This is a genomic window from Streptomyces sp. NBC_00078 (assembly GCF_026343335.1).
Lineage (GTDB): Bacteria > Actinomycetota > Actinomycetes > Streptomycetales > Streptomycetaceae > Streptomyces.
The window spans coordinates 4971658-4996072 of sequence record NZ_JAPELX010000001.1; the positions used below are offsets into that span (position 1 = coordinate 4971658).

The following is a 24415-nucleotide window of genomic DNA, read 5'->3' on the forward strand; positions in this document are numbered from 1 at the left end:
CCGTCAGCCGCCGGTCCGCTGTGCGGCCGCCCGCAGGCGGATCTCCACGCACAGCCCGCCCCCGGGAGCGTCCCGCAGAGCCACGGTTCCGCCGTCGTCCGTCACCAGCTGTTTGACGACGGCGAGGCCGAGGCCCGAACCGGAGCGCCCGGTCAGGCCCTGACCGCGCCAGAAGCGGTCGAAGGCGCGGGACTTCTCCGCGTGCGACATGCCGGGGCCCTCGTCCAGCACGGAGAGGACCACCTCGTCGCCCGCGGTCTCGCCCCGGACGGTGATCGTGCCTCCGTCCGGCGAGACCTCCAGCGCATTCGAGAGCACGTTGTCCAGCACCTGGTCCAGATGACCAGGGGTGGCCAGCACAGACGGCCGGCCGTCGGCACTCCCCCCGAGCGTGATGGTGACTCCGCGCTCGTCGGCGGCCGGTCTCCACACCGACATCCGCTCCCGCACGATGTCCCGCAGGGCGAGCGGCTCCGCGGCCGCGACCTTCGCCTCCGCGCGCGCCAGTACCAGCAGACCGTTCACGAGGCGGCTCATCCGGACGACCTCCGCGGTCGCCTGCTCCACGTCCTCCCGTACGAACTCGTCGTCCACCCCGTCCGCGATGTTGTCCAGCGACAGGCGCAACGCCGTGAGGGGGGTGCGGAGTTGATGGGAGGCGTCGGCGACGAAGATGCGCTGCGAGGCGATCAGGGTGTCCAGGCGTTCCGCGCCCTGGTTCAGGGTGCGGGCGAGGGTCTGGGTCTCCGGTGGGCCGGTCACCGGAGAGCGGGCGGTCAGGTCGCCGTCGCTGAACTTGCTCGCCATGGAGTTGAGTTCGCGCAGCGGCGCGGTGATCCGGCGGGCGGCGAACGCGCCGATCGCGGCGGCCGCGGCCAGCACGAACACGGCCAGGCCGGCCCGGAAGCCCCAGATCTGCCACAGCCTGTCGGTCATGCCGGAGGTCGAGTACACGATCCGTACGGCCGCCTGCCCCTGGGCGGGAACGGTGATCTCCAGGTGCTTGCCCCAGATGACGTCGGAGCCCCAGTCGGTCGTCGGGTCGTTCTTCTCCACCGCCCGGGACAGCGCCGCGTTCCCGGCGGGCTCCGGCAGGTCCGGGGCGCAGCTCGCGGTCGGGGTCACCTCGACGTCGCCGGGGGTCTGGACGCCGTAGGCCTTGGCCACCTTCTCCAGGGCGTCGCAGGAGATCCTGTCACCGTTGCCCAGCAGCAGCGCCATGGTCCTGGCCTCGCGCAGGACGGACAGTTCGGTGTCGTCCCGCAGCTGTTTGGTGAGCGTGAAGGCCACCGGCACGGTGAACAGGAGGATGGCCACGGCGACGAGCAGGATGTAACTGCGGATGAGCTGCCGGTTCATGAGGCCCCGACGTCTTCGGCGATCTCCAGCCGGAAGCCGACGCCCCTGACGGCCTCGATGGTGATCGCCCCGGCGAGCTTGCGCCGCAGCGCCGCCACATGCACGTCCAGCGTCTTCGTGGGCCCGAACCAGTTCGCGTCCCAGACCGCCTCCATGATCTGCTCGCGCGACATCAGCGCACCGGGCTCCTCGGTGAGGAAGGACAGCAGGTCGTACTCCTTGGGGGCGAGCGCCACCTCCTCGCCGTCCAGCCGGACGCGCGCGGCCTTGCGGTCGATGGTGAGGCGGGAGCCGTACCGGTCGGGGCCGCTCTCCCCGAGAGCAGCGGAAGAAGGGGTACGGGGCTGCGCGCGCCGCATCACCGCTCGTATCCGCGCGATGACCTCGCGCACCCCGAACGGCTTGGACACGTAGTCGTCCGCGCCGAGTTCCAGGCCCACCACCCGGTCCGTCTCGTCGCTGCGCGCGCTGATCACGATGATCGGTACGTCGCCGCGCTCGCGCAGTGTCCTGCAGACGTCGAGGCCGTCGGTGTCCGGCAGGCCGAGATCGAGGAGTACGACGTCGTACGGGCCCTCGTGGCTCAGTGCCGCCCCGCCCGTGGTGACCCACTCCACCTCGAAGCCGTAGCGGCTCAGGCCACGGCGAAGGGACTCGGCGACCGGCTCATCGTCTTCCACCAGTAGTACGCGCACGGGGCGAACCCTAATGCGTGAACTTCACAGGTGAACGAAGGCGATCCGAACACAGCCGGCCGCCGGGCTTTCAGGCTCCTGGCGCGGTCACCGCATCACCGTCACCACATCTCCGTCACCACATCACCGGCAACCTCTCCGGGATCCGCTTCATGAACCCCGTCCGCCACACCAGTTGCTCGATCGGCACGGCCGGCCGGAGCCGTGGCATCCGCTCCAGCAGCGTCCCCAGGGCGATCTCGGCGTGCTTGCGGCCGAGAGCGGTGGCGGGGCAGTAGTGGCGGCCGCCGCCGAAGGAGAGGTGGGCCGTGCCGTTGGCGCGGGCGAGGTCGACCGTGTGCGGATCGGGGAACGCGGACGGGTCGAAGTTGGCGCCCTCGACGAGGACGAGGACGAGCTGTCCCTTACGGACGTCCACCTCGCCGAGGCGTACGTCCTCGGTCGCGAGGCGCGGCAGCCCGTCGCCGATGGAGAGGTTGATGCGCAGCAGCTCGTCGACGGCCGCGGGGATCTTCCCGGGGTCCGCGACCAGCTCCTCCTGCAGCTGGGGATGCTGGATCAGCGACACCAGCGCCATGGTCAGGAAGCCGGACGTCGAGATGACGCCCGCGCCGAACATCGTCACCCCGACCGTCGCGAGCATCTCGTCGGTGAGGTGGGCGTAGTCGGGGTCCGTGCGCAGGGCGGCGAGTTCGGCCATCAGGCCTGTGGTCGCCGGGTCGTCGAGCCGCTCGGTCATGTAAGCGAGGTCGCGGTCCCAGTTGAGCCGCGCCCCCGTGACCGGACAGGCCGAGTTCATGAAGGCGATGTCCAGGCTGCGCATCAGCCGGGGTGCGTCCGCGCGCGGGATGCCGAGGATGCGGCAGTGCATGCCCGCCGAGTACGGGTCGGCGAAACCGCCCCGCAGATCCACCGGCGCACCCTCCCGGACCAGGCCGTCGACCAGCTCCCCGGCGTAGGAGCGAAGCCACTCTGCCAGCCCGGGACTCTTCGGACTGAGCGCCTTGAGGACGGCCTTGCGCAGTCCGGCGCCGGTGATGTTCCCCATGTTGTTGACGACCTCGGGCGGGATCGTCAGCGCGTACTGGCGGGGGACACCGGGAGCGGAGGTGTCCTTCAGGCTGAAGCGAGGATCCTCCAGGACCTGCTTGCACAGCTCGTACGACGACACCAGCCAGGCCTCGTCACCCGCGATGGTGCGCACCCGGCGTACCGGGGTCCTCTCGCGCAACTCCTCGACCTCTGCCGGGAGTTGGTCGCCGCGCCAGGAGAAGGGGAAGTCGATGGGTTCCCCGGTGGGCATGAGTTCCTCAGCGGGCATCGGTGGCTCCCTGGGCCGGCGTGACGATGGCGTGGCCCTGGTTGCGGGAGGCGCGCAGGCCCGCGCCGGGCGCGTAGAGCAGCTCGGCCATCGGCAGGAGCTGGTGGTAGCAGTTGAGGGAGGAGGGGACGCCCAGGATGGCGGGGGTGTCGAGGAAGAGGGGCGCCTCCGCGGTGACGTACTCCAGGCAGACCTCGCGCTGCCGGGCGGTCACCTGCCGGTCCTCGGCGGCCTTCGTGGACAGGAACGCGTCGACGAGCTGTTCGCAGGTCGAGCGGAACTCGTCGTCGGAGGCCAGTCGGGTGCGCAGGTCCTCGTGGATCTCGCGGTACGCCGTGTTGGCGCGGAACTCCGACATGGCGTGGGCCCTGAGGCGGGTGCCCCCGGGGTCGACGGCGCCCACGGCGCCGAGGACCTTCGCGCGCACGCCGCGCAGGTTCTTCACCGCCTTGCGGCGTGCCTCGTCGGCCGGATAGCCGGACGCCTCGTACATCTCGGCCACGTGCAGGTCGGTGTACACGAAGTCCACGCGCTCGAAGACGGCGAGGCCCCAGCGGGCCAGGTCGTGGACACGGTGTGCGGAGAAGTAGCTGTTGCCGGGGGAGACGCCGATGACGGCATGGTCGGCGGCGGTGAGGATGACCTCGCAATGGGGTGTGAAGGGCCGTACCTCGAAGAGGTCGGCCGGTATGACGTGCTGGATCACGGTCGCAGTCGTCAAGGAAGGAGAATCCCTCGCGCGTCGCTAGTCCCGATGGAGCCGTGTGCTCCTGGTGTGGCGACGACGACGCGAAGTTAGCGCCCGGCTACTGAGAGCGTCAACGGGTGACCTGGCCCACTTTGCGGAGTGTTCACGTGCCAGGCGGGCAGGGACCGTGCTGGAGCGCCGGATCTCACCATGTGGTTTCAGGAAGGTCGATTTCGGGCGCTCGATAGACTGAGCCGACCGCAGTGCATGTGTATCTGCGGTAAGAGACGGACGAGCGAGGAGCGCACGTGGGCCTTGTCGTGCAGAAGTACGGAGGCTCCTCCGTAGCCGATGCCGAGGGCATCAAGCGCGTCGCCAAGCGAATCGTGGAAGCGAAGAAGAACGGCCACCAGGTGGTCGTCGTCGTTTCCGCGATGGGCGACACGACGGACGAGCTGATCGATCTCGCCGAGCAGGTATCCCCGATGCCGGCCGGGCGTGAGTTCGACATGCTGCTGACCGCCGGAGAGCGTATCTCCATGGCACTGCTGGCCATGGCGATCAAAAACCTGGGCCACGAGGCCCAGAGCTTCACCGGCAGCCAGGCAGGCGTCATCACCGACTCGGTCCACAACAAAGCACGGATCATCGACGTCACGCCCGGCCGGATCCGTGACTCGGTGGACGAGGGCAACATCGCCATCGTCGCCGGCTTCCAGGGCGTCAGCCAGGACAAGAAGGACATCACGACCCTCGGTCGCGGTGGTTCCGACACGACCGCCGTCGCGCTGGCCGCCGCCCTCGACGCCGAGGTGTGCGAGATCTACACCGACGTCGACGGCGTGTTCACCGCCGACCCGCGCGTGGTGAAGAAGGCGCAGAAGATCGACTGGATCGCCTTCGAGGACATGCTGGAGCTCGCCGCGTCGGGCTCCAAGGTGCTGCTCCACCGCTGTGTGGAGTACGCCCGCCGCTACAACATCCCGATCCACGTCCGCTCGTCCTTCAGCGGACTGCAGGGCACGTGGGTCAGCAGTGAGCCGATCGAGCAAGGGGACAAGAAGGTGGAGCAGGCCATCATCTCGGGTGTCGCGCACGACACCTCCGAGGCCAAGGTCACGGTCGTCGGGGTCCCGGACAAGCCGGGCGAGGCGGCGTCGATCTTCCGCGCCATCGCCGACGCCGAGATCAACATCGACATGGTCGTACAGAACGTGTCCGCCGCCTCCACGGGGCTGACGGACATCTCCTTCACCCTCCCCAAGACCGAGGGCCGCAAGGCCATCGACGCGCTGGAGCGGGCGAAGACGGCCATCGGCTTCGACTCGCTGCGCTACGACGACCAGATCGGCAAGATCTCGCTCGTCGGCGCAGGCATGAAGACCAACCCGGGTGTCACGGCCTCCTTCTTCGAGGCGCTCAGCGACGCAGGGGTCAACATCGAGCTGATCTCGACCTCCGAGATCCGTATCTCGGTCGTCACCCGCGCCGACGACGTGCCGGAGGCTGTGCGCGCCGTCCACTCCGCCTTCGGCCTCGACTCCGACACCGCCGAAGCGGTCGTCTACGGGGGCACAGGCCGCTGATGGCCGGGACAGGGTCCGTCCGGCCGACGCTCGCGGTCGTGGGTGCGACCGGAGCCGTCGGCACGGTCATGCTCCAGATCCTGTCCCAGCACGCGGACATCTGGGGCGAGATCCGGCTGATCGCCTCGCCGCGCTCGGCCGGCCGCAAGCTGACCGTGCGCGGCGAACAGGTCGAGGTGGTGGCCCTGGCGGAGGAAGCGTTCGACGGGGTCGACGTCGCCATGTTCGACGTACCCGACGAGGTGTCCGAGCACTGGGCGCCGATCGCCGCGGCCAAGGGCGCGGTCGTGGTGGACAACTCGGGCGCCTTCCGGATGGATCCCGAGGTGCCACTCGTGGTGCCCGAGGTCAACCCGCACAAGACGCGCCTGCGGCCCCGCGGGATCATCGCCAACCCCAACTGCACGACGCTGTCCATGATCGTCGCGTTGGGCGCGCTGCACGCCGAGTTCGGGCTGCGCGAGCTGGTCGTCTCCTCGTACCAGGCCGTCAGCGGGGCGGGACGCGCCGGTGTCGACACGCTGCGTCAGCAACTGGCGCTCGTCGCCGGTACGGAACTGGGGACCAGCCCCGGCGATGTGCGGCGGGCCGTGGGCGACAACACCGGCCCGTTCCCGGAGCCGGTCGCGCTGAATGTCGTGCCGTGGGCCGGTTCGCTGCGCGAGGACGGCTGGTCCTCCGAGGAGATGAAGGTGCGGGACGAGACCCGCAAGATCCTCGGTCTGTCCACCCTGCCCGTGGCCGTGACCTGTGTACGGGTGCCGGTGGTCACCACGCACTCCCTCACCGTCCACGCCCGCTTCCAGGGCGAGGTCACCGTCGACGGGGCCCGCGAGATCCTCGCCACCGCCCCCGGTGTCGTCCTCTTCGACGACCCGGGCGCCGGAGAGTTCCCCACACCCGCCGACGTCGTGGGCACCGACCCGACCTGGGTGGGCCGGGTGCGGCGGGCGCTGGACGACCCGACGGCCCTCGAACTCTTTGTCTGCGGCGACAACCTGCGCAAGGGCGCGGCCCTGAACACCGCACAGATCGCGGAGCTGGTGGCGGCGGAATTCCGGTAGGCCGTGTGACGGAGTGTGACCATGGTTGCGCTCCCATGACATGCCGTGTTGTGCGCAACACATCCGCAAGCAAGGGGTTACCGCCGGAAAAGCCCTGGCTGCGGCCGGTTTGATTTGTAGGATCTGTGGGCTGGGTGTGGTTCGGGTATTGGTCCGTACCACTTGCCCCGGACCCCCTCGGCATCCGAAGATTTCCTCCCCGCCCTCCGCAACCGCGCGGAGGGCGGGGAGCGTCTTTGTGAACGCCCTCCGGGGCGTGGGGATGCGCTGCGAGGCGTGGGGACGCCTCGGACATTCAGGACACAGGGGAAGAGCGGGTACGCATGAGGGCGTTCGACGCACGGTCGGTTGTGCTGCCTGACATCAGACAGCCGACTGCGGCACATGACGCAAAAGTGACGCTCGGCACGTACAACCCTGACGGGGGTAAGCGTGTCCAACTGGCGTGGCAGAGGTTCTCGACTTCAGTGCGGCGACCCGCGGTACGGCCCTACGGCCGCCCCGGGCGTCCCTCCGACCCCGCACGTCCGGCTCGCCCGGCGGCGGCATGCCGGTGATCGCGCCCATGCCTGCAGCGCGGCCCGCCCGCATCCCGAATCAGCGCGACGGCGCCGAGTGCGCCGATGACTCCGCGGCGGCCGGCACCACTGTCGACCACCTCACCGAGACCTATCGGGCGCACTACCGCTCCCTGCTGGGACTCGCGGCCCTCCTGCTCGACGACACCGCCTCCTGCGAGGACGTCGTCCAGGAGGCCTTCATCCGCGTGCACTCGGCACGCAAGCGCGTCCGCGACCCGGAGAAGACGCTCGCGTACCTGCGTCAGACGGTCGTCAATCTTTCCCGCTCCGCCCTGCGCCGCCGCATCCTGGGCCTCAAGCTCCTGTCCAAGCCGATGCCCGACATGGCGAGCGCCGAGGAGGGCGCGTACGACCTGCTGGAGCGCGACTCCCTGATCAACGCGATGAAGGGCCTGCAGCGCCGCCAGCGTGAGGTCCTGGTCCTGCGGTACTTCGCGGACATGACCGAGGCGCAGGTCGCCGAGACGCTCGCGATATCGCTGGGCTCGGTGAAGGCGTACGGCTCCCGCGGCATCGCGGCCCTCCGTCTCGCGATGGAGGCATCGGCATGAACAAGGACGGCGCGGGACGTGACTCCCATGAGCGTCACGAGCCCTTCGCGTGGCATGAGCCGACGCGAGGGCACGAGCAAGACCACAGGACAACGCACGCTGGGAACGGAACTGTGAACCACGGCCCCGACGGCCAGAGCCCCGACGACGGGTTCGACTCGGACGAGCTGGCTCTGCGCAGGATGCTGCACCAGGCGGTGCAGGCGGTCGAGCCGCGCGACGGCACACTCGACCACCTGCGGCAGGCCGTACCCGCACGGCGCGCCCGCAAGCGGCAGGCCGTCGTCGGCATGGCGGCCGCCGCCCTGTTCATCGGCACCGCCGTCCCGGCCCTGCTGCACGTCTCGAACGCCATCGGCTCCGACGTCAACCCGTCCGTCGCCGGCCAGGCCTCACAGGCCCAGGGCGGCGCAGGGCAGGGAAAAGGCGCGGACGGCGATGAGAGCACCGCCGGGGGCAACCCCGGCAAGGCCGAGGACCCCGGCAAGGGCAGCCCGAAGGGCGACGGCAAGGGCAAGGGCACCGGTACCGGCCCGGGCAGCGGCGCGGGCACCGGCCCCGCTGCCACCAGCGCGGCGGGTGTCCCCGTGTGCACGGCCGAACAGCTCGGCTCGCCCACCCAGTCCGTGGGCGCCCCCGATTCCGCGAACACGGTGTACGGCACCTTCCGCGTCGTCAACGTCTCCACCACCGTGTGCGCCGTGGGCGGTCCCGGGTCGGTGAGCACGCTGGCGCAGGGCGCCGCGGACGCCACCAAGATCGTCAGGCAGCGTCATGTGTCCGGAGACGCCGCGGCAGGTCTGCCCGACCCCTCCACCGAGGTCACGGGACTGCAGCTGCAGCCGGGCGCGGCGTACGAGGTGAAGTTCGCCTGGGTGCCGTCGGCGACCTGCCCCACCACGGGCAGCAGTGACGGCGGCGGCGACGGGGGGCCCACTCCGAGCCCGACCCCGTCCGAGGAGACCGGCACCACGTCCGGCACCACCGGCACCGACAGCGGTGTGACCACCCAGATGCTGACGGCGGACGGCACGGCGGACGGCAGCGTGACCGTGTCCCACACGAGCGAGGCGGGGTCGCCCACGGTGTCGGCGACGGTGCTCAACGCGTGCGCGGGGACGGTGTACTACACCGGGGTACTGGCCGGGGCGTGACCTTGCCTGGCGTGGCCTTCCACCGGAGGGGCACTCCGGAGGCCCGGGGATGCGGAGCGGGGTCAGAGGTGCCCCGTGCTGATGCCGGCCGGCCTCAGACGGTGACCCGTTCCTCCTCCGTCACCAGCCCCATTTCCGCGTCCCGTGCGAACTCGGCCTCGCGGCGCAGCAACCGGAACCACATGAACACCACGAACCCGGCGAAGACGAACCACTCGCCGGTGTAGCCGAGGTTCTGGAAGGCCTTCAGGTCGAGGCCGGAGTCCGCGGGTGCCGTGGCCGGCACGGCCGTCATCCCGGCGTCCGCCTTGTCCAGCGTGATCCACGCGTCGTACACGTCGTACGGCACGAGGTTCACCAGGGACGCCGAGCTGATCGCCGCGGTCTGACCGGCCGGCAGCCCACCCTGGGCACTCACCCCGTTGTCCCCCGGCGTCTCGGACGCCTGCAGCGCACCGGTGACGGTGACCTCACCGGTGGGTGGGGCGGGCGCCTTGGCGGTGTCGGCGGAACCCGGCAGCCAGCCCCGCACCACGGGCAGCGCCCTGCCGCCGTCGGTGCGCAGCAGCGTCAGGACGAAGTAGCCGCGCCTGTCGTCGAGTTCACGGCCCGGGACGAGCAGCTGCTTGCCGTACCGTCCGGTCGCGGTGGCCTGCCTGCCGGACGTGGCCTTGTCCACGGGCAGCAGCTCCCCGAGCGGACGGGCCGTCTCGTGCCGGTCGGTGGTGACCTGCTCGGTCGCGTCACGGTGGTCCTGCACCCGGTCCTCGAACCGGCTCAGCTGCCACGACCCCATGAAGATGCAGAAGGGGATGGCGAGCAGCACGAAGACGTTGATCCCCCACCAGCGGCGCGTCAGCAGAAACCGGTACACGCCATCCAAGGTACGGGGCAGCCGCGCGGGGCCGGGCCGCGGGGTCAGAACCGCTCGGTGAGGTGGTCCCGGCCCTCCGGGGGCTCATAGGGCTCGGGCCAGAAGTCGGTGATGGACGTGATCCGCCCGTCCCCGGAGAAGAACGAGATCCCGAACAACTCCTCCAGTCCGACCGTGAAGTGGACCCGGGTGACCACCTGTCCGGGCTCGGCGACGATGCGCTCCACCCGCAGATGCCAGTCGCCCGGGTACTCCCGGTTGAACTGCACGTACCTCTGTCTGCCGGTGATCTTCTCGCGGGTCTGCGGCAGGGTGTAGACGACGTCCTCGGCCAGGGTGTCGGCGAACGCGGTCCAGTCCCGGGACTCGGCGGCCGCCCAGAACCTCTCGACTGTCTTGCGCAGATCGGTCATGCCGGGAAGTCTGCACGCCGCCACTGACAACCGGCCCCGGACCGGGACGGTAAGGGACCGGTAGAAGTTGTCCACAGGCTGAGGATCCCGTCGGCGCATTGTCACCGCGAGCAGGCACTATGGGGCCATGACTGAGAGCAACGGGTCCGCTGCGCCGGAGCTGAACGAGCAGATGCCGGACTGGGAGAAGCGCTTCCGGGCGCCACGGGTGTCGCTGCCTGACTGGGCGGAGGACGCGCCCCAGCGCTCCCTGTTCGTGTCGAACGCGACGGGGACGTACGAGCTGTACGCCTGGGACCGGGCGACGGGCGGCCAGCGCCAGGTGACGGACCGGCCCAACGGCACGACGGACGGCGTGCTCACCCCGGACGGCGCATGGATCTGGTGGTTCGACGACAAGGACGGCGACGAGTTCGGCGTCTGGCGCAGACAACCCTTCGACGGCGGCCCGGACGAGCCGGCGGTGGCCGGTCTGGAGGCCTCGTACCCGGCGGGCCTGGCTCTCGGCAGGGACGGCCGCACGGCGATCGTCGGCCGCTCCACGGACGAGGAGGGCACGACGATCCACCTCGCCCGCGCGGGCGAGGACCCGGTGGAGATCTACCGCCACCGCGAGTCGGCAGGCGTCGGCGACCTCTCGCACGACGGTTCGCTGATCGCGATCGAGCACACGGAGCACGGCGACGCGATGCACTCCGCCCTGCGCGTCCTGCGGGCCGACGGCACGGCGGTCGCCGAGCTGGACGACACCGAGGGAGGCAAGGAGGAACTGGGCCTGGAGGTCCTGGGCTTCGCCCCCGTCGACGGCGACACCCGCCTGCTCATCGGCCACCAGCGTCGCGGCCGCTGGGAGCCCCTGGTGTGGGACGTGGTCACGGGCGAGGAGACCGACCTGGCCCTCGACCTGCCCGGCGACGTGAGCGCCGAGTGGTACCCGGACGGCACGGGCCTGCTCATCGCGCACGGCTTCGAGGCCCGCAGCGAGTTGTTCCGGTACGACCTGGCGAGCCGCACCCTGGACAAGATCCCCACCCCGCCCGGCTCGGTCTCCGGCGCCACGCCCCGCCCCGACGGCAGCGTGGAGTACCTCTGGTCCTCGGCCGCCGAGCCGTCGGCGGTCCGCTCGACGACGGGCGAGGTCGTCCTCGACCCGCCCGGCTTGAAGTCCCCGGGTTCGGTGCCGGTGGAGGACGTGTGGGTGGACGGCCCCGGCGGCCGCATCCACGCCCTGGTCCACAAGCCCGCCGACGCGACGGGCCCGTTGCCGACGGTCTTCGACATCCACGGCGGCCCCACCTGGCACGACAGCGACGCGTTCGCGGCGGGCCCGGCGGCCTGGGTCGACCACGGGTACGCGGTGGTCCGCGTCAACTACCGCGGCTCCACGGGCTACGGCCGCGCCTGGACCGACGCCCTGAAGCACCGGGTGGGCCTGATCGAGCTGGAGGACATCGCGGCGGTCCGTGAATGGGCGGTGAGTTCCGGCCTGGCGGATCCCGACCGGCTCGTCCTGACCGGCGGTTCCTGGGGCGGCTACCTCACGCTCCTCGGCCTCGGCGTCCAGCCGGACGCGTGGACCCTGGGCATCGCGGCGGTCCCGGTCGCCGACTACGTCACGGCGTACCACGACGAGATGGAAGCCCTGAAGGCCATGGACCGCACGCTGCTCGGCGGCACCCCTGAGGAGGTCCCGGAGCGCTTCGAGGCCTCGTCCCCCCTCACCTACGTCGACCAGGTCAAGGTGCCGGTCTACATCTCGGCCGGAGTCAACGACCCCCGCTGCCCCATCCGCCAGATCGAGAACTACGTCGAACGCCTTCAGGCGCGCGACGCGGTCCACGAGGTGTACCGGTACGACGCGGGGCACGGTTCGCTGGTGGTGGACGAGCGGATCAAGCAGGTGCGGCTGGAACTGGACTTCGCGGAGCGGTACTTGGGAGGCGGAGGCGGAGGGGTAGCGGGATAGGGGGCGCAAGCGAGACAGGCGACGGAAGCAGGACTGGCGGTGGAAGGAGGACCGGGGGTGGTGCTGCGGTGCTTCTCGGCGCCGTGCGGGGTTCTCAACCTGTCCGGCGATTGCGGACAAGGCGGTTCGGACCGAAGCGCCCGGCCCGGAGGACCGAAGCGCCCGGCCCGGAGAAGGCAGCAACGCCCGCTCCGGCTCTGGGCAGCGCTCACCGGTTACGCCCCGGCACGCTCCGGCACCGGGCACGCCCCGGCATCGGGCACGCTTCGGGACTGGGCACCGCTTCGGCTCTGGGCAGCGCTCTGGGCAGCGCTCACCGGTTACGCCCCGGCACGCTCCGGCACCGGGCACGCCCCGGCATCGGGCACGCTTCGGCACCGGGCAGCGCCCCGGCACCGGGCACCGCTCACGCCCCGGTCCGCTCCCGGGGGCGTCTGCCCAGCAACTCGGCCAGCCCCCGCCGGGTAGCCGCCAGCACCACCCGGTCCGAGCTCCGCAGGACATACGAGTCGGGCAGGTCCCACACCAACCCGGACCCATGTGCCGGCCGCACATCCTCGTACGCCTCCTCGGCCGCCGGTTCCTCCCGGCGGCCGCCGGAGGCCCCCGTGTCGAGGGCGAGCACCCGCCACGCCCCCGCCCGAAACGCCTCCGCGACCGTCTTGCCCTCCAGCGGCGGATGCCCACCCACGTCCACGGCGGCGAACAGCAGCACCCGCCGCTCCACCGGAATCGCCCCCAGGATCTGCCGCCCCATCATCGCCCCGGCGAAGGCGGGTGCCGCCAGGTGGGACACGCTGCGGCTCCGGGTGGACGCCCGTGGATGGGCGGCCCGCAGCGTCCGGTAGACGGCGGTCGCGAAGTCGTCGTCGTACAGCCGCAGCACGACCCGTAGATCCGGCCGCACGGACCGCGCGTACAGAGCGGCCTCCAGGTTGGTGGTGTCCGCGCTGGTCACCGCGAGCAGCGCGTGTGCGCGGTGGATCTTGGCGGCCTCCAGGACGCCCTCCTGAGTGACGTCCCCGAGCACCACGGGCACCCGCAGCCGCCGCGCCGTGGCCAGTCCGCGCGCGTCGGGGTCGGACTCGACGCACACCACGGGGATGTTCAGTTCCCGCAGCCGGGTCAGCACCCGCGTACCGATCTTGCCGAGCCCGAGGAGGACCACATGACCGCCCAGCCCTCGCGGCGGCTTCCGCAGCGCGGACGCGGTCCGGAAGGTGCCGAGCGCCTCCAGCACCGCGGCGAGCAGCACCGGCAGCAGCAGCAGTCCGGTGAGTCCCGAGAGGAGCTGAAGGATCTGCCGCCCTACGGACGCCCCGATGGCGGGATCGTCGATGGCGAAGAGATCGAGCAGGGTCAGATAGAAGGCGCTCAGCGGATGTATCCCCGTCACCAGCCACAGCGCCACCGCGAGCGCGAGCACACACGCGATCATGCCGGCCAGCGACCAGCGCAGCCGGCGCGAGAACAGCGAGGCGAAGGCCACACCCCCGCGCGCGGACGGCAGTTCGGGCCCGGTGTACGACACCTGTTCCAGTACGACGGTCCCGCGGCCGGTCGCGGACCGGACCGCCGCCGCGTCGGGCAGCAGCTCCGGTCCCTGCTCCTCGCCGCTCTCGGCGCCTTCCGCGGACAGCAGCGCCAGCGTGGCCAGGCCCGGTTCGGCGACCTGCCCGGCCCGCGGCGTCCGTTCCACCGCCCGCAGCAGCAGCCCGTCGGTCTGGACGACCTTGCTGGTGCCGGCTACAGCGGTGGCGGCCAGCGCGGGCGCGGCCGTGTCGGCGTCGGACAGTACGGTGGTGGAGGCGTCGCCGCCGGCGGACTCGCCGTCTCCGGTCGCCAACGCGGCCGCCTGGTCGAGGAGTTCCTCGATGTGCTGGCCGAGCCGCCGGTTGTACAGCCGCAGGACCAGCCGCAGCCGGGGGTTGAGGCGGCGGGCGGTGAGGGCGGCGCGGATGTTGGTCTCGTCGTCGTCGTAGACGAGCGCCAGTGCGGTGGCCCGCTCCACCCCGGCCGCGCCGAGAGCCTCCTCGGTAGCCTCGGCGGCCTCCACGACCTGGGTGTTTCCCACGGGTTCGGAGGCGGCGCCGTTCGCCCGGTTGACGGTCGCGTTCACCACCCGGTCGAGCAGTGCCGCCGTCGTCGCCCGCGCGCGTCCGACCACCGGCGGCCTGACACCGCGGTCGGCGGGCGGTACGACGAGCGTGACCTGTTCGCCGTAAACACCCCGGAGTTCGGCGGCCAGCCGATGCGCCAGTCCGTCGTCGCCACACACCACCATGTGCGCGGACCTGTCACTGCCCGGCTGACTCTGATTCGGAACGCTCGCCACGAGGGAGAAGACTGCCTCACCGGGAGGAGAGGTTCCACAAACAACCGAAGGCAGTCACTGAACGACCGCCCCTTCTCCACCGTATTGAGGCGGAGGGAGTCAGCGCTCCGCCGCACCACCGGAGGTACCTCGCCCGTGGCCATCACCAAAGCAGCCCCTACGGGGGCGGACAGCCATGAGCCGTTGGGCCACGGACCAGAGCCCGGAAAGCCGAACACGGCGGATAGGCCCGGGCAGCCGAACACGGCGGGGAACACGGGGCAGCCGAACATAGCGGAAACGCCCGAGAAGGCGGGGAAGCCCGAGAAGTTTCAGAGGGCGGGGAAGCCGGGGAAGGCGGGGGAGCCCGGGGAGCAGGCGGCCGACGGGGGGCGCGAATCGAAGTCGCCGCTCGTCCTGACCATGGTGCTGCTCCTGCTGGTGCTGCTGCAGGGCCCGATCCGCGGCGCGCTGTCCGCACCCGTCATGCAGAGCTGGATGACGGTGTTCGTGGCCGTGCTCGTGCAGGCGCTGCCCTTCCTCGTCCTCGGGGTGCTGCTCTCGGCGGCGATCGCCGTGTTCGTCCCGGCGTCGTTCTTCGCTCGCGCCCTGCCGAAGCGGCCCGCGTTGGCGGTTCCGGTCGCCGGGCTGGCGGGTGCGGTGCTGCCGGGCTGCGAGTGCGCGTCGGTGCCGGTGGCCGGCGCGCTGGTGCGCCGGGGCGTCACCCCGGCCGCCGCGCTCGCCTTCCTCCTCTCCGCCCCGGCGATCAACCCGATCGTGCTGACGGCGACCGCGGTCGCCTTCCCGCGCAACCCGGAGATGGTCCTCGCCCGTTTCGTCGGCAGCCTGCTGGTGGCCTGTGTGATGGGCTGGCTGTGGCAACGCCTCGGGCGCTCCGACTGGCTGCGCCCGCCGGAGCGCCCGCACTACGAGGGCCGGAGCAAGGGCGCCGCCTTCTGGGGCTCGGTCCGGCACGACGTGATGCACGCGGGCGGCTTCCTGGTCATCGGCGCGATGGCCGCCGCGACGCTCAAGGCCGTCGCCCCGGCGAGCTGGCTGCGCACGGCGGCGGACAACCCGCTGGTGGCGATCCTGGCGCTGGCCGTCCTCGCCGTACTCCTGTCCATCTGTTCGGAGGCGGACGCGTTCGTGGCGGCGTCACTCACCCAGTTCTCGCTCACGGCCAAGCTGGCGTTCCTGGTCGTCGGCCCGATGATCGACCTGAAGCTGTTCGCGATGCAGGCGGGCACGTTCGGCCGCGGCTTCGCCCTGCGCTTCGCCCCCGCCACCTTCGCCCTCGCGATCGCGGGCGCCGTCCTGACCGGGGCGGTGCTCCTGTGAACCGCCAGGCACAGGCCGCGGTCCTGTTCCTCATCGGTGCGGCCCTGCTGCACGCGGGCTTCACCAACCTGTACCTGCGCTACGTCAAGGCGGGCCTGCAGCCGCTGTTGCTGCTGTCGGGCGGGGTGCTGATCGCGGCGGCGCTGGCGACGGCCTGGTACGAGTGGCGGGAGCGGAAGGGGACGGGAGGCGTCGATGCGGAGAACGGGCGTCCCCACGAAGCCCACGCCGACGGACACGCCCACAGTGAAGACGCCCACAGTGAAGACGCCCATGGGGAAGACGCTCGCGGCGAAGGTGCTCGCGGCGAAGGTGCTTACGCCGACGACGGGCGCGGGGACGACGGGCGCGCCGAGGACGGGCACGGTCACGTCCACCGTGAACCCCGCGTCTCCTGGCTCCTCGTCCTCCCCCTTCTCGCCCTCATCCTGGTCGCCCCGCCGGCCCTCGGCTCGTACAGCGCGATGCGCACCGGTACGGCGCTGCAGCAGCCGTACGGCTACAACCACCTGCCCGCCACCGGCCCGCTCCGCCTCAACGTGGTCGACTACGCGACCCGCGCGGTCTACGACCACGGCCGCTTCATCGACGGCCGTCAGATCAAGGTCACCGGCTTCGTCGCCCTGGACCACGCCGGCCACCCCTACCTGGTCCGCATGGCCCTCAACTGCTGTGCGGCGGACGCCCAGCCGGTGAAGATCGCCCTGACCGGCAAGATCCCCCCGGTGCTGCAACCGGACAAGTGGCTGGAGGTGACCGGGACGTACACCCCCAGGCGGACCAAGGACCCCGTCAACAACGGCCCGATCCCGTATCTCCAGGTCACGGCGGCGACACCGGTGGCGACGCCGAAGGATCCGTACGACGAGTCGTGGAACAACTGACGACCGGCCACCCGGCCTCGCGCGCCGCAGCGACAGCCAGCTCCTCGGCGTCGTCTGCGGCGGAGTTCAGGGACGGGTCCCTGCCCGGCGCCGATCCGCCGGCCGCCACCGCGGCGGCCTGAGAGGCGGTGAGCGCGGCTCGCAACGCCCGAAGCGCGGCCTCGCTGCCGTCGACCGAGTGAGCCACCTGTGCGGCAAGTGCGGCCGCGGCGGCGGCGTTACGCGCGCAGCGGGCGTCGGCCGCGGGGTCGGGTGCGGCGTCGGGTGCGCTCGCGGAGAGCGCGTCGAGGGAACGGGCGGACAGACGCAGGGCGCCCGCCGCCCGCCCGGTGGGAGTCTTCGGCACGAGTTCGGCGGCGGCCCGGTCCACTCCGGCGTATCCGCACGCGGCCACGGCTCGGTCGTACGCACTCCGCGCGCGAGCAGCATGGCTCATCTCCGGCTCCTTGCATGCAGGCAACCCTGGATATCTGACTGACCGTCAGTTATCGTCCCTCTGCCGCGCAGCTTCCGGAAGGGTCATGAAGGGGTGAACACAGTGGAGACGACGACACGTCCCCGAAGTCCGCAGCCGACCGGGACGCCACGCTGGGTCGCGCAGTTCTACCAGCCCTCCTCGACGTCCTGGCAGGTGTGCGCCGAGTCGCCCCACCGCGCCCCCGTGCAGTACGCGCTCGGCGAGATGGCCCAGACCGTGCGGGCGCGCGGCGGCGATCTCACGGTCAGCCTGTGGGGCCCGAAGGACGGTGCGTGGCAGCGCCACGAGGTGCCGGCGGCCACGGCCGCGACGGACACTGCGACGGATACGGCCGCGACGGATACGGCCGCGACGGATACGGCTGTGCCGGATACGGCTGTGCCGGGCACGGCCGCGACGGATGCGGCTGTGACGGGCGCCGCACCGCATGCGCCGTTCGTCGCTTCCGAGGGCCCGACGCCGAGCCCGCTCGCGGAACGCCTGCACAGTCGTCGGCAGCAGGTGCTCATGGCCGGCTTGAGCAAGGCCGGTCTCCACGACCTCACGCCGGACGACCATGCGGCCGTACAGACCCTCGCCGAGCAACTCGACGAGACCACCGTGCGCAGGATCGCCCAGTGGCTGGGTCGGTCCGCAGGTCAGCCGGCGGGTCAGGCCGCAGGTCAGTCCGCAGGCAACGCCCCGGTCAGTCCGTGACCGGATGACGCGGGTGGCGCCACTGGAGGTCCGCCAACGTCCTGGCTCTCGCTTCCACCACAGCCATCCGCGCATCCCGCTCGGCCGAGTCGGCATGCGCCGCCTGACCCGTCATCTGCCCGTCCCACTTCCGGTAGAACAGGCCCACCTCCTGCGAGAACCAGCCCCGGACGACGGCGTTCAGTGCGAGCAGCAGGCCGGTGTCCTCGGACGCCGGCAACGCCATCCACCCGCCGAGAGCCAGCAGCAGATCCCGCCGGACGAACAGCGTCGCCGGGTGGACCTGGGCGCGGAAGTCGTTCGCCTTCCAGTAGTCGAGTACGGTCCCGCGCTCGATCGGCCCGTCGGCGGGCTCGCCCTCAAAGCCGACCGTGGAGCCGTCCGGCATCAGGTCCAGCACCCGCGATGTCGCCCATCCGATCCCGAAGTCGCCTTCGAGCGCCGCCAGATCGCGGGCCAGTGCGCCCGGCGCGAGCTGGTCGTCGGCGTCCAGGATCTTCACGTACTCACCCTCGACGTGGGCGAGTGCGATCGTACGGGCGACGCCGGGGCCGCCCGGCCGGCCCTGCCGGAAGGTCACGCGCCCGTCGTCGGGGACGTAGGGACGGACGCCGTCGGTCGTGCCGTCCTCCTGGATCACCCAGTGCCACTCCCACCCCCGAGGAAGCTCCTGCTCGCAGAGGGACTTGTACGCCTCCGGCAGGAACCCGGCCGACGGGGCGTGCACAGCGGTGACGATGACGATGCGCCGGCTCACAGCGACGGTCAACACCTTTCCGGGTGAAGGGTGAAGGGTGAAGGGTGAAGGGTGAGAGGGGAGGCGTGAGGGGCGAGGTGCGGGCATGCGAAGGCCCGACCGCTGGCGACGGGGGATGCACCAGCGATCGGGCTGTGGCCCAGCCTAACAAGGCCGAAGCCGCCGTGGGAGCCGAGGGCCCGGCTGCGGCCCGTGGTTGTGGCTGAGATCATGTGGTCCTCCTCGGTCAACTCGCAGGTGGTGCACCGCAGTTGGTGATTCAGGCCATCCTCGAACACCGTGCGTTCTACCGGCCGCACGGAGGTTTGTACGAGAGCCGCGGCAGATATTCGTGCCACTTCTCCGGTGTCAGGACGCCCCGCGTGGTCGAGCAGATGTGCCGGATGGCGTCGTCGGGGTCCAGCTTCCACAGCCGGACGGTGTCGGAGCCGCTGGAGACTCCGATCATGTGGCTCGTGGGACTGAACGACAGGAAGTTGCCGGTCTTGGCGTTGGGGCTCATCGACTGCCCGATCGGGGCGGCCTCGGAGGGGTCGGCGACGTTCCACAGGCGGACCGTGTTGTCGTTGCCGCCGCTGGCCAGGGTGTGGCCGTCCCGGCTGAAGGTGAGCGACACGACCGCTTCGGTGTGACCGGTCAGGGGCCCGCCCAGCCCCGTCGCGTCGAGGGGGTCGGCGACGTTCCACAGCCGGACCGTGTCGTCGTCGCTGCCGCTGGCCAGGGTGTGGCCGTCCCGGCTGTAGGCGAGCGAGTTGACCGGTCCGCTGTGCCCCCTGAGAGGCCGGCCGAGCGGGGTGGTGTGGCGTGGATCGGTGATGTCCCAGAGCCGGATGGTGCCGTCCGCGCTGCCGCTGGCGAGCGTGTGCCCGTCCGGGCTGAAGCCGAGGGCGTTGATGTAGCCCTTGTGGCCGGCGAGCGGCGGGCCGTACGGAACGACGTGGGACGGGTCGCTGACGTTCCACAGCTGGAGCGCGCGGTCGGTGTACGCGGTCGCGAGCGTGCGCCCGTCCCGGCTGAACGCCAGCGCGTCCGGCCCCATGAACCGGGTCCGCAGGGTGACGGGCGGGCCGTAGCGGACCGGCTCGGCCGGGTTGGTGACGTTCCACAGGTACACCCGGTGGTTCGCCATCAGCACCGCGAGGGTGTGGCCGTCGGGGGAGAAGACCAGCGCACCGTCTCCCGCGCTCCCTGGCTTGGACGGCTTGCTCAGGGCCTTGGGCCGCTCGGGATCCTGTACGTCCCACAGCCGGATCCGCCCGTCGGCCGCCGCTGTGGCGAGCACCTTCCCGTCCGGGCGGAACGCCCCGCTGCGCCCGACCATGTCGGCCGTCGGCACCGACCACAGACGGACCTTGCTGTCGCCGCTGCCGGTGGCCAGCGTGCGGCCGTCGGGGCTGAAGCCGACCGCGTACATCTCGCCGCTGCTCCCCGCGAGCGGTTCGCCGACCTGCGAGGGATAGGCCGGATCGCTGACGTTCCACAGACTCGCCGTGCTGTCCGCGCTGCCCGCCGCGAGCATGCTGCCGCCGGGACTGAAGGCCACGGACCACACGGGGCCGGTGTGGCCGGTGAGCGGCGCGCCGAGCTGCCCCGCGCGCCGCGGATCGGTGAGGTCCCAGAGCCGGATGGTGTCGTCCGCGCTGCCACTGGCGAGGGTGTGCCCGTCCGGGCTGAAGGCCACCGAGTGCACCGTGTCCGTGTGGCCCTTCAGCACGGTGCCGATCGGCTTCGTACGGTGTGGATCGGCCGTGTTCCACAGCCGGATGGTTTCGTCGTCGCTGCCGGCCGCCAGCAGGCGCCCGTCGGGGCTGAAGGCCACCGAGCGCACCGCGGCGGTGTGACCGGTCAGCGCGCCGAGCGACGCGGGCCGGCTCTTGCTCATGTCCCACAGACGTACGGTGTGGTCCTCGCCGGCGGAGGCCAGGGTCCGTCCGTCCGGGCTGAAAGCGAGCAGGTAGATCGTGCCGGTGTGGCCGGTCAGGGGCGTACCGAGTGGCTTGGGGTGACCGGGATCCCGTACGTCCCACAGCCGGATGGTGCCGTCGTCGCCGGCGCTGGCGAGGGTGTGGCCGTCCGGGCTGAAGACGGCGGTGCTCACCCAGCTCGTGTGGCCGGTGAGCGGCTTGCCCAGCGGTTTCGGGTGCGAGCGGTCGCTGACGTCCCACAGGCGGACCGTCCGGTCGTAGCTGGCGGTGGCCAGGACCTTGCCGTCGGGACTGAACGAGGTGAGGTAGACGGCGCCGGTGTGACCGAGCAGCGGTGTGGCCAGCGGAGCGTTCACGATCGAGATCAGCCGGTTGTTGGTGGCCGCGTCACCCGGCCGCAGGTCATGGGCCACCAGGTCGAGTTGGGCGGAGAGCGAGGGGTCGGTGTACTGGACGCGGTCGGCCTCGGCGACCACCTGCTCGAACACCGCGTCGTTGCGCTGCTGCCACGCGAGCACCGCCGCGCCGACGGCCAGCATCGACAGCACCACCAGCGCGGACACCGCCCCGCGCCGCATCACGAGCGTCCGCCTCCGCAGCCGTACCGCAGCGGCCAGGAACTCCACCGCGCTGCGGGTCAGGAAGGTGTCGCCGGCGGACTTCGCCCAGCTGCGGGCCTGCGCCAGACGGGAACCCCGGTACAGCATCGACGAGTCACGGTCCGAGCCCTCCCAGGCCCGGCCGTCCTCCTCCAGCTGCTGGCGCAGCAGATGGTCGTTGCGGTCCTCGTCGATCCAGTCGCGCAGGCGCGGCCAGGCGTGCAGCAGCGCCTCGTGGGTGATCTCCACGGTCTCCGCGTCGAGCGTCACCAGCCGGGCGCGGACCAGCGCCTCCAGCGACTCCTCCGTCTTGCCGGGATCCGTCGACTCCTCCGACAGCTGACGCCGTGTGCCTCGCCGACGGGTCGCCGGAGTGTCCTCGCCCAGCCGGACCAGCCGCAGCAGCAGCAGCCTGGCGGCCGTGCGCGCGGGCTGGTCGAGACTCGACCAGGCCCGCTCGGCGGTCGCGGCCACCGCGCCCTGGATCCCGCCCGCGGCCCGGTAGCCGGCCAGCGTCAGCCGTCCCGCCTTCCGCCGCTGCCAGGTGGCCAGGAGCGCGTGGGAGAGCAACGGCAGCACACCGGCGTCGTGCTCCCCCACAGCACGAAAGGCGTGGGAGGTACCCCCACCGCGGGGCCCGTCGGTGCTGACCTCCCGGACGATCAGTTCCGCGAGGCCCGGTTCGAGCTCCAGCCCCACGGCCTTGGCCGGCCCGGTCACCGCATCGCGCAGCTCCGCCGTGCTCAACGGCCCGAGCACCATGTGCCGGTGCTGCAGCGCGTCGGCCAGCTCGGGGTACCTCAGGCACTGCTCGTAGAAGTCGGCGCGGATGCCGAGGACCACGAGCACGGGCGCCGGCTCGTCCGGTCCCGCGGGCGAGCACGCGGCATGCAGGATCTGCACGAACGTACGCCGGCTCGCCTCATCGGGACAGAGAGTGAAGGCCTCCTCGAACTGGTCCACGATGACGACGGGCCTCTCGGCGGAGGGCGTCTCGCGCCGGGCCCACGTGGCTACGGCACTCCGGACGGCACGCGCGAACCGCGGAGTCCCAGGCTCTGCCTCCCTCGCGGACTTTGCTCCCGCGTACTTCGCTCCCGAGCCCTCCACCGCCGTGTCCCCGGCCGCGGAGACGGCGGGTGCGGCGGGCATGACGGGTACGAGGGGTACGAGTTCGGGGATCCGCCGGGTCAGCTCCCCGACGGGATCGGCCCCGGGCACGAGCTGCACCACGCCCCGCGGCCGGCTGTCGTCGTCGCTGAGCGCGCCGTTGTGCAGGGCGGTCACCAGACCCGCGTTGAGCAGGGAGGACTTCCCCGCCCCCGAGGCGCCGACGAGCATGACCAGCCCGCCCGTCTTCTCCGCCACCCGGAGCTGGTCGACGAGGGCGTTGGTGCTCCGTTCCCGGCCGAAGAACCAGCGGGCGTCCTCCTGCCGGTAGGAGGCGAGCCCCCGGTACGGGCACACACCGGCGACAGCCGGCGCCTCGTCCGAGGATCGTTCCTCCACGTCCGCGGCCGCCGCCGGACGGTCACCTGCGGGGTCGGCCACGGCGCGCTCCCACAGGCGCTGCCACTGGCCCATGTCGTACAGGCCGGCGGACACCGGCGTCGGCCGCGAACGCCGGGCCTGGGGTATCAGCACGTGCAGCACCGCGGTGAGGGCGGCGAACTGGGCGGGCACGTTCTTGGCCCGCCGCCAGTCGCTGATCCGCTGGGCGGACACCCGTACGGGCCGCCCCCGCTCGTCCACCCGCTGAAGCTGTACGACCGCCTCGGCCACGCGCGCGAGGGGAGGGTTTCCCGCCTCCTTGTACAGCAGCGCGAGCCGCTCCGCGAAGGCAGTACGTGCCCCTGAGTCGGAACTCAAGGCCTCCACCCCTTACTTCCCCCGCGCTTGGACCTCCGGATGGACATCCGGACCGGAAAACTCACTTTATATGGCTGACCTGGGAGTTAAGCGTCCGGACCGGACCCGGAATCTCCTCATGCGGAGCCACGGCTGGCAGGATCACGACGCAGGGCGAACCGCCGCGCACCGACGGCGCGGGCCGTCAGCGCGGGACGTCAGCTCAGCGCACGTGGAAACAGCCCAGGACGCCGAACGTTCTCGGTCAGCTTCCGCAGGATCCACGAGACGGCTGCGCCGGTCTCACCGCCTGAGCCCGACAGTCCGCCCGCAGCGTTCGGCACCGGTCCCCACGAGGGGAGGGACCGGAGCCGAACCACGCGGGGCGGGGGCGAAAAGCGCGCGGCGGGAGCACGGGGCAGGAGGACGGCCCAGGACCTTGGGCGCCGGTGCCGCCCGTGAGCCGGTCGCCTTCGGGGACCTTCTCGTCCGGCTCGTCGCCTTCAGGGAAACCGTTTCGTGCGGCCCGGCGCACCTGCCCGGTGCCGGCGTGATCTTCACAGCACTTCCCTATACGAGTTCGGGGTCCGGGCGTGGCTGCCCGCCGGAGCCGCCCACGACGAGCGTCCTCCCGCCGGGCGTGCCCGGGTCGTTCGTGCCCGCCGTGCCTGCCCGGCGGTCGCGGTTTCGCCGGAGGTCGCCCAGCTCCGCTTGTTCGGCTGCGTTTGCCATTCGAAACGGTCTGTCCGAGACGCCGCGCACAACTCACTCCGCAGAGATGACAGGACACGGCCCGCATCTGTGACACGCGGTGCACGCCGGCAACGCAACCGGGGCGCCCCTACCTTCTTCCCCCTTCACCGTCGACTGATCGATGCGGCCGAACCGGCTGGGAAGGGAACGGCGTCAGGGGCATGGGGCATTGGGCATGGAGCGAGGGGCATGGGGCCGCGGTCCGCGTTCCTGGCGACCCTCGCCGACAGCAAGTAGGACGCTCGTGCCCGTAGCGGCGCCCGCGTGCCAGGCCGCACCCCGCACGAGCCGGGCGGCCACCCGGAGGATAGATTCCCCCATCCAGCCTCGGTCAGGCTTCCGGGCTCGTCGTGGTGCGTGCGCGAGGACGGCCCGGTGGCCGCCCACCCTCCCGTGTCCCCGTCACGGGAAGAAGCGCCGGCCGCACCCTGGCCGGCGCTTTCCGCCGCCCCGAACCGCAGACGTGTTCACAGATGAGGAAGCCGTGCAACTACCCACCCTTGGTAACACGTTCGGTCTCTGTGCCGCGATAACGGCCTCCACGCTCGTCCTCACGACGGCATCCCCC

The 24415-nt window shown here is 71.5% G+C and carries 19 protein-coding genes; 8 read left to right on the top strand and 11 right to left on the bottom strand.

All coding sequences use genetic code 11. The features are described 5' to 3' along the window. Window positions 1–3: 3 nt before the first annotated feature. From OOK07_RS23370 to OOK07_RS23385, 4 genes are all read right to left on the bottom strand, one after another. Entirely contained in the window at window positions 4–1359 is a 1356-nt protein-coding gene (locus tag OOK07_RS23370) for a HAMP domain-containing sensor histidine kinase (protein WP_266682723.1), read from the bottom strand. After that, window positions 1356–2054 (bottom strand): response regulator transcription factor, encoded by a 699-nt coding sequence (locus OOK07_RS23375; protein ID WP_266682724.1) that lies wholly within the window; start codon window positions 2052–2054, stop codon window positions 1356–1358. Before OOK07_RS23375 ends, OOK07_RS23370 begins: the two co-directional genes overlap by 4 nt. Before the next feature lie 115 nt (window positions 2055–2169). After that, entirely contained in the window at window positions 2170–3375 is a 1206-nt protein-coding gene (locus OOK07_RS23380) for a cytochrome P450 (protein WP_323178105.1), read from the bottom strand. Next, a complete protein-coding gene (locus OOK07_RS23385) occupies window positions 3365–4096 on the bottom strand; it encodes a cyclodityrosine synthase (RefSeq protein WP_266682725.1) in 732 nt (243 codons plus the stop codon). The genes OOK07_RS23380 and OOK07_RS23385 overlap by 11 nt, the downstream gene beginning before the upstream one ends. Window positions 4097–4371: 275 nt before the next feature. Between OOK07_RS23385 and OOK07_RS23390 the strand changes: the two genes are divergently transcribed. From OOK07_RS23390 to OOK07_RS23405, 4 genes are all read left to right on the top strand, one after another. Further along, window positions 4372–5649, top strand: coding sequence for an aspartate kinase (locus OOK07_RS23390; protein WP_266682726.1), 1278 nt, complete (start codon window positions 4372–4374; stop codon window positions 5647–5649). After that, window positions 5649–6713 carry an aspartate-semialdehyde dehydrogenase gene (locus OOK07_RS23395; RefSeq protein ID WP_266798244.1) on the top strand — a complete coding sequence of 355 codons (1065 nt, stop codon included), beginning with the start codon at window positions 5649–5651 and terminating at the stop codon, window positions 6711–6713. Before OOK07_RS23390 ends, OOK07_RS23395 begins: the two co-directional genes overlap by 1 nt. A 445-nt stretch (window positions 6714–7158) precedes the next feature. Further along, the gene (locus OOK07_RS23400; protein ID WP_405671176.1) at window positions 7159–7845 is read left to right on the top strand and encodes a SigE family RNA polymerase sigma factor; all 687 of its coding nucleotides are present in this window, start codon (window positions 7159–7161) and stop codon (window positions 7843–7845) included. A 113-nt stretch (window positions 7846–7958) separates the two neighbouring features. Further along, window positions 7959–8999, top strand: coding sequence for a hypothetical protein (locus OOK07_RS23405; protein ID WP_406312228.1), 1041 nt, complete (start codon window positions 7959–7961; stop codon window positions 8997–8999). Window positions 9000–9093: 94 nt separating this feature from the next. Here OOK07_RS23405 and OOK07_RS23410 read toward each other — a convergent pair whose 3' ends face one another. Together OOK07_RS23410 and OOK07_RS23415 are read right to left on the bottom strand one after the other, a co-directional pair. After that, entirely contained in the window at window positions 9094–9873 is a 780-nt protein-coding gene (locus OOK07_RS23410) for an SURF1 family protein (protein WP_266798248.1), read from the bottom strand. 44 nt (window positions 9874–9917) lie between these two features. After that, window positions 9918–10286 (bottom strand): nuclear transport factor 2 family protein, encoded by a 369-nt coding sequence (locus tag OOK07_RS23415; RefSeq protein ID WP_266798249.1) that lies wholly within the window; start codon window positions 10284–10286, stop codon window positions 9918–9920. Between the two features lie 127 nt (window positions 10287–10413). Here OOK07_RS23415 and OOK07_RS23420 point away from each other — a divergent pair, with 127 nt between their 5' ends. Next, on the top strand, window positions 10414–12252 hold the full coding sequence (locus OOK07_RS23420; RefSeq protein ID WP_266798251.1) for a S9 family peptidase: 1839 nt from the start codon (window positions 10414–10416) through the stop codon (window positions 12250–12252). Between the two features lie 406 nt (window positions 12253–12658). Here the strand turns inward: OOK07_RS23420 and OOK07_RS23425 are convergent, their stop codons facing one another. Next, window positions 12659–14536 carry an NAD-binding protein gene (locus OOK07_RS23425; RefSeq protein ID WP_266798253.1) on the bottom strand — a complete coding sequence of 626 codons (1878 nt, stop codon included), beginning with the start codon at window positions 14534–14536 and terminating at the stop codon, window positions 12659–12661. 447 nt (window positions 14537–14983) lie between these two features. On the opposite strand from OOK07_RS23425, the gene OOK07_RS23430 reads away from it, so the two are divergent. Both OOK07_RS23430 and OOK07_RS23435 read left to right on the top strand, forming a co-directional pair. After that, on the top strand, window positions 14984–15907 hold the full coding sequence (locus tag OOK07_RS23430; protein ID WP_266802010.1) for a permease: 924 nt from the start codon (window positions 14984–14986) through the stop codon (window positions 15905–15907). Next, entirely contained in the window at window positions 15904–16791 is an 888-nt protein-coding gene (locus OOK07_RS23435; protein ID WP_266798255.1) for a TIGR03943 family putative permease subunit, read from the top strand. The genes OOK07_RS23430 and OOK07_RS23435 overlap by 4 nt, the downstream gene beginning before the upstream one ends. Here OOK07_RS23435 and OOK07_RS23440 read toward each other — a convergent pair. Then, entirely contained in the window at window positions 16730–17227 is a 498-nt protein-coding gene (locus tag OOK07_RS23440; protein ID WP_266798257.1) for a hypothetical protein, read from the bottom strand. The two genes, OOK07_RS23435 and OOK07_RS23440, sit on opposite strands and share 62 nt — an antisense overlap. Before the next feature lie 102 nt (window positions 17228–17329). Here OOK07_RS23440 and OOK07_RS23445 point away from each other — a divergent pair, with 102 nt between their 5' ends. Further along, complete coding sequence (locus OOK07_RS23445; RefSeq protein ID WP_266798259.1) at window positions 17330–17965, top strand: hypothetical protein; 636 nt, start codon at window positions 17330–17332, stop codon at window positions 17963–17965. Here the strand turns inward: OOK07_RS23445 and OOK07_RS23450 are convergent. From OOK07_RS23450 to OOK07_RS23460, 3 genes are all read right to left on the bottom strand, one after another. Then, window positions 17955–18722: a glycosyltransferase family 2 protein gene (locus OOK07_RS23450; RefSeq protein WP_266798261.1), complete on the bottom strand. Its 768-nt coding sequence runs from the start codon at window positions 18720–18722 to the stop codon at window positions 17955–17957. The genes OOK07_RS23445 and OOK07_RS23450 overlap by 11 nt on opposite strands. Window positions 18723–19008: 286 nt before the next feature. Continuing rightward, a complete protein-coding gene (locus OOK07_RS23455; protein WP_266798262.1) occupies window positions 19009–23124 on the bottom strand; it encodes an nSTAND1 domain-containing NTPase in 4116 nt (1371 codons plus the stop codon). A 540-nt stretch (window positions 23125–23664) separates the two neighbouring features. Beyond that, on the bottom strand, window positions 23665–23826 hold the full coding sequence (locus tag OOK07_RS23460) for a hypothetical protein (protein ID WP_266798264.1): 162 nt from the start codon (window positions 23824–23826) through the stop codon (window positions 23665–23667). Window positions 23827–24415: the final 589 nt, after the last annotated feature.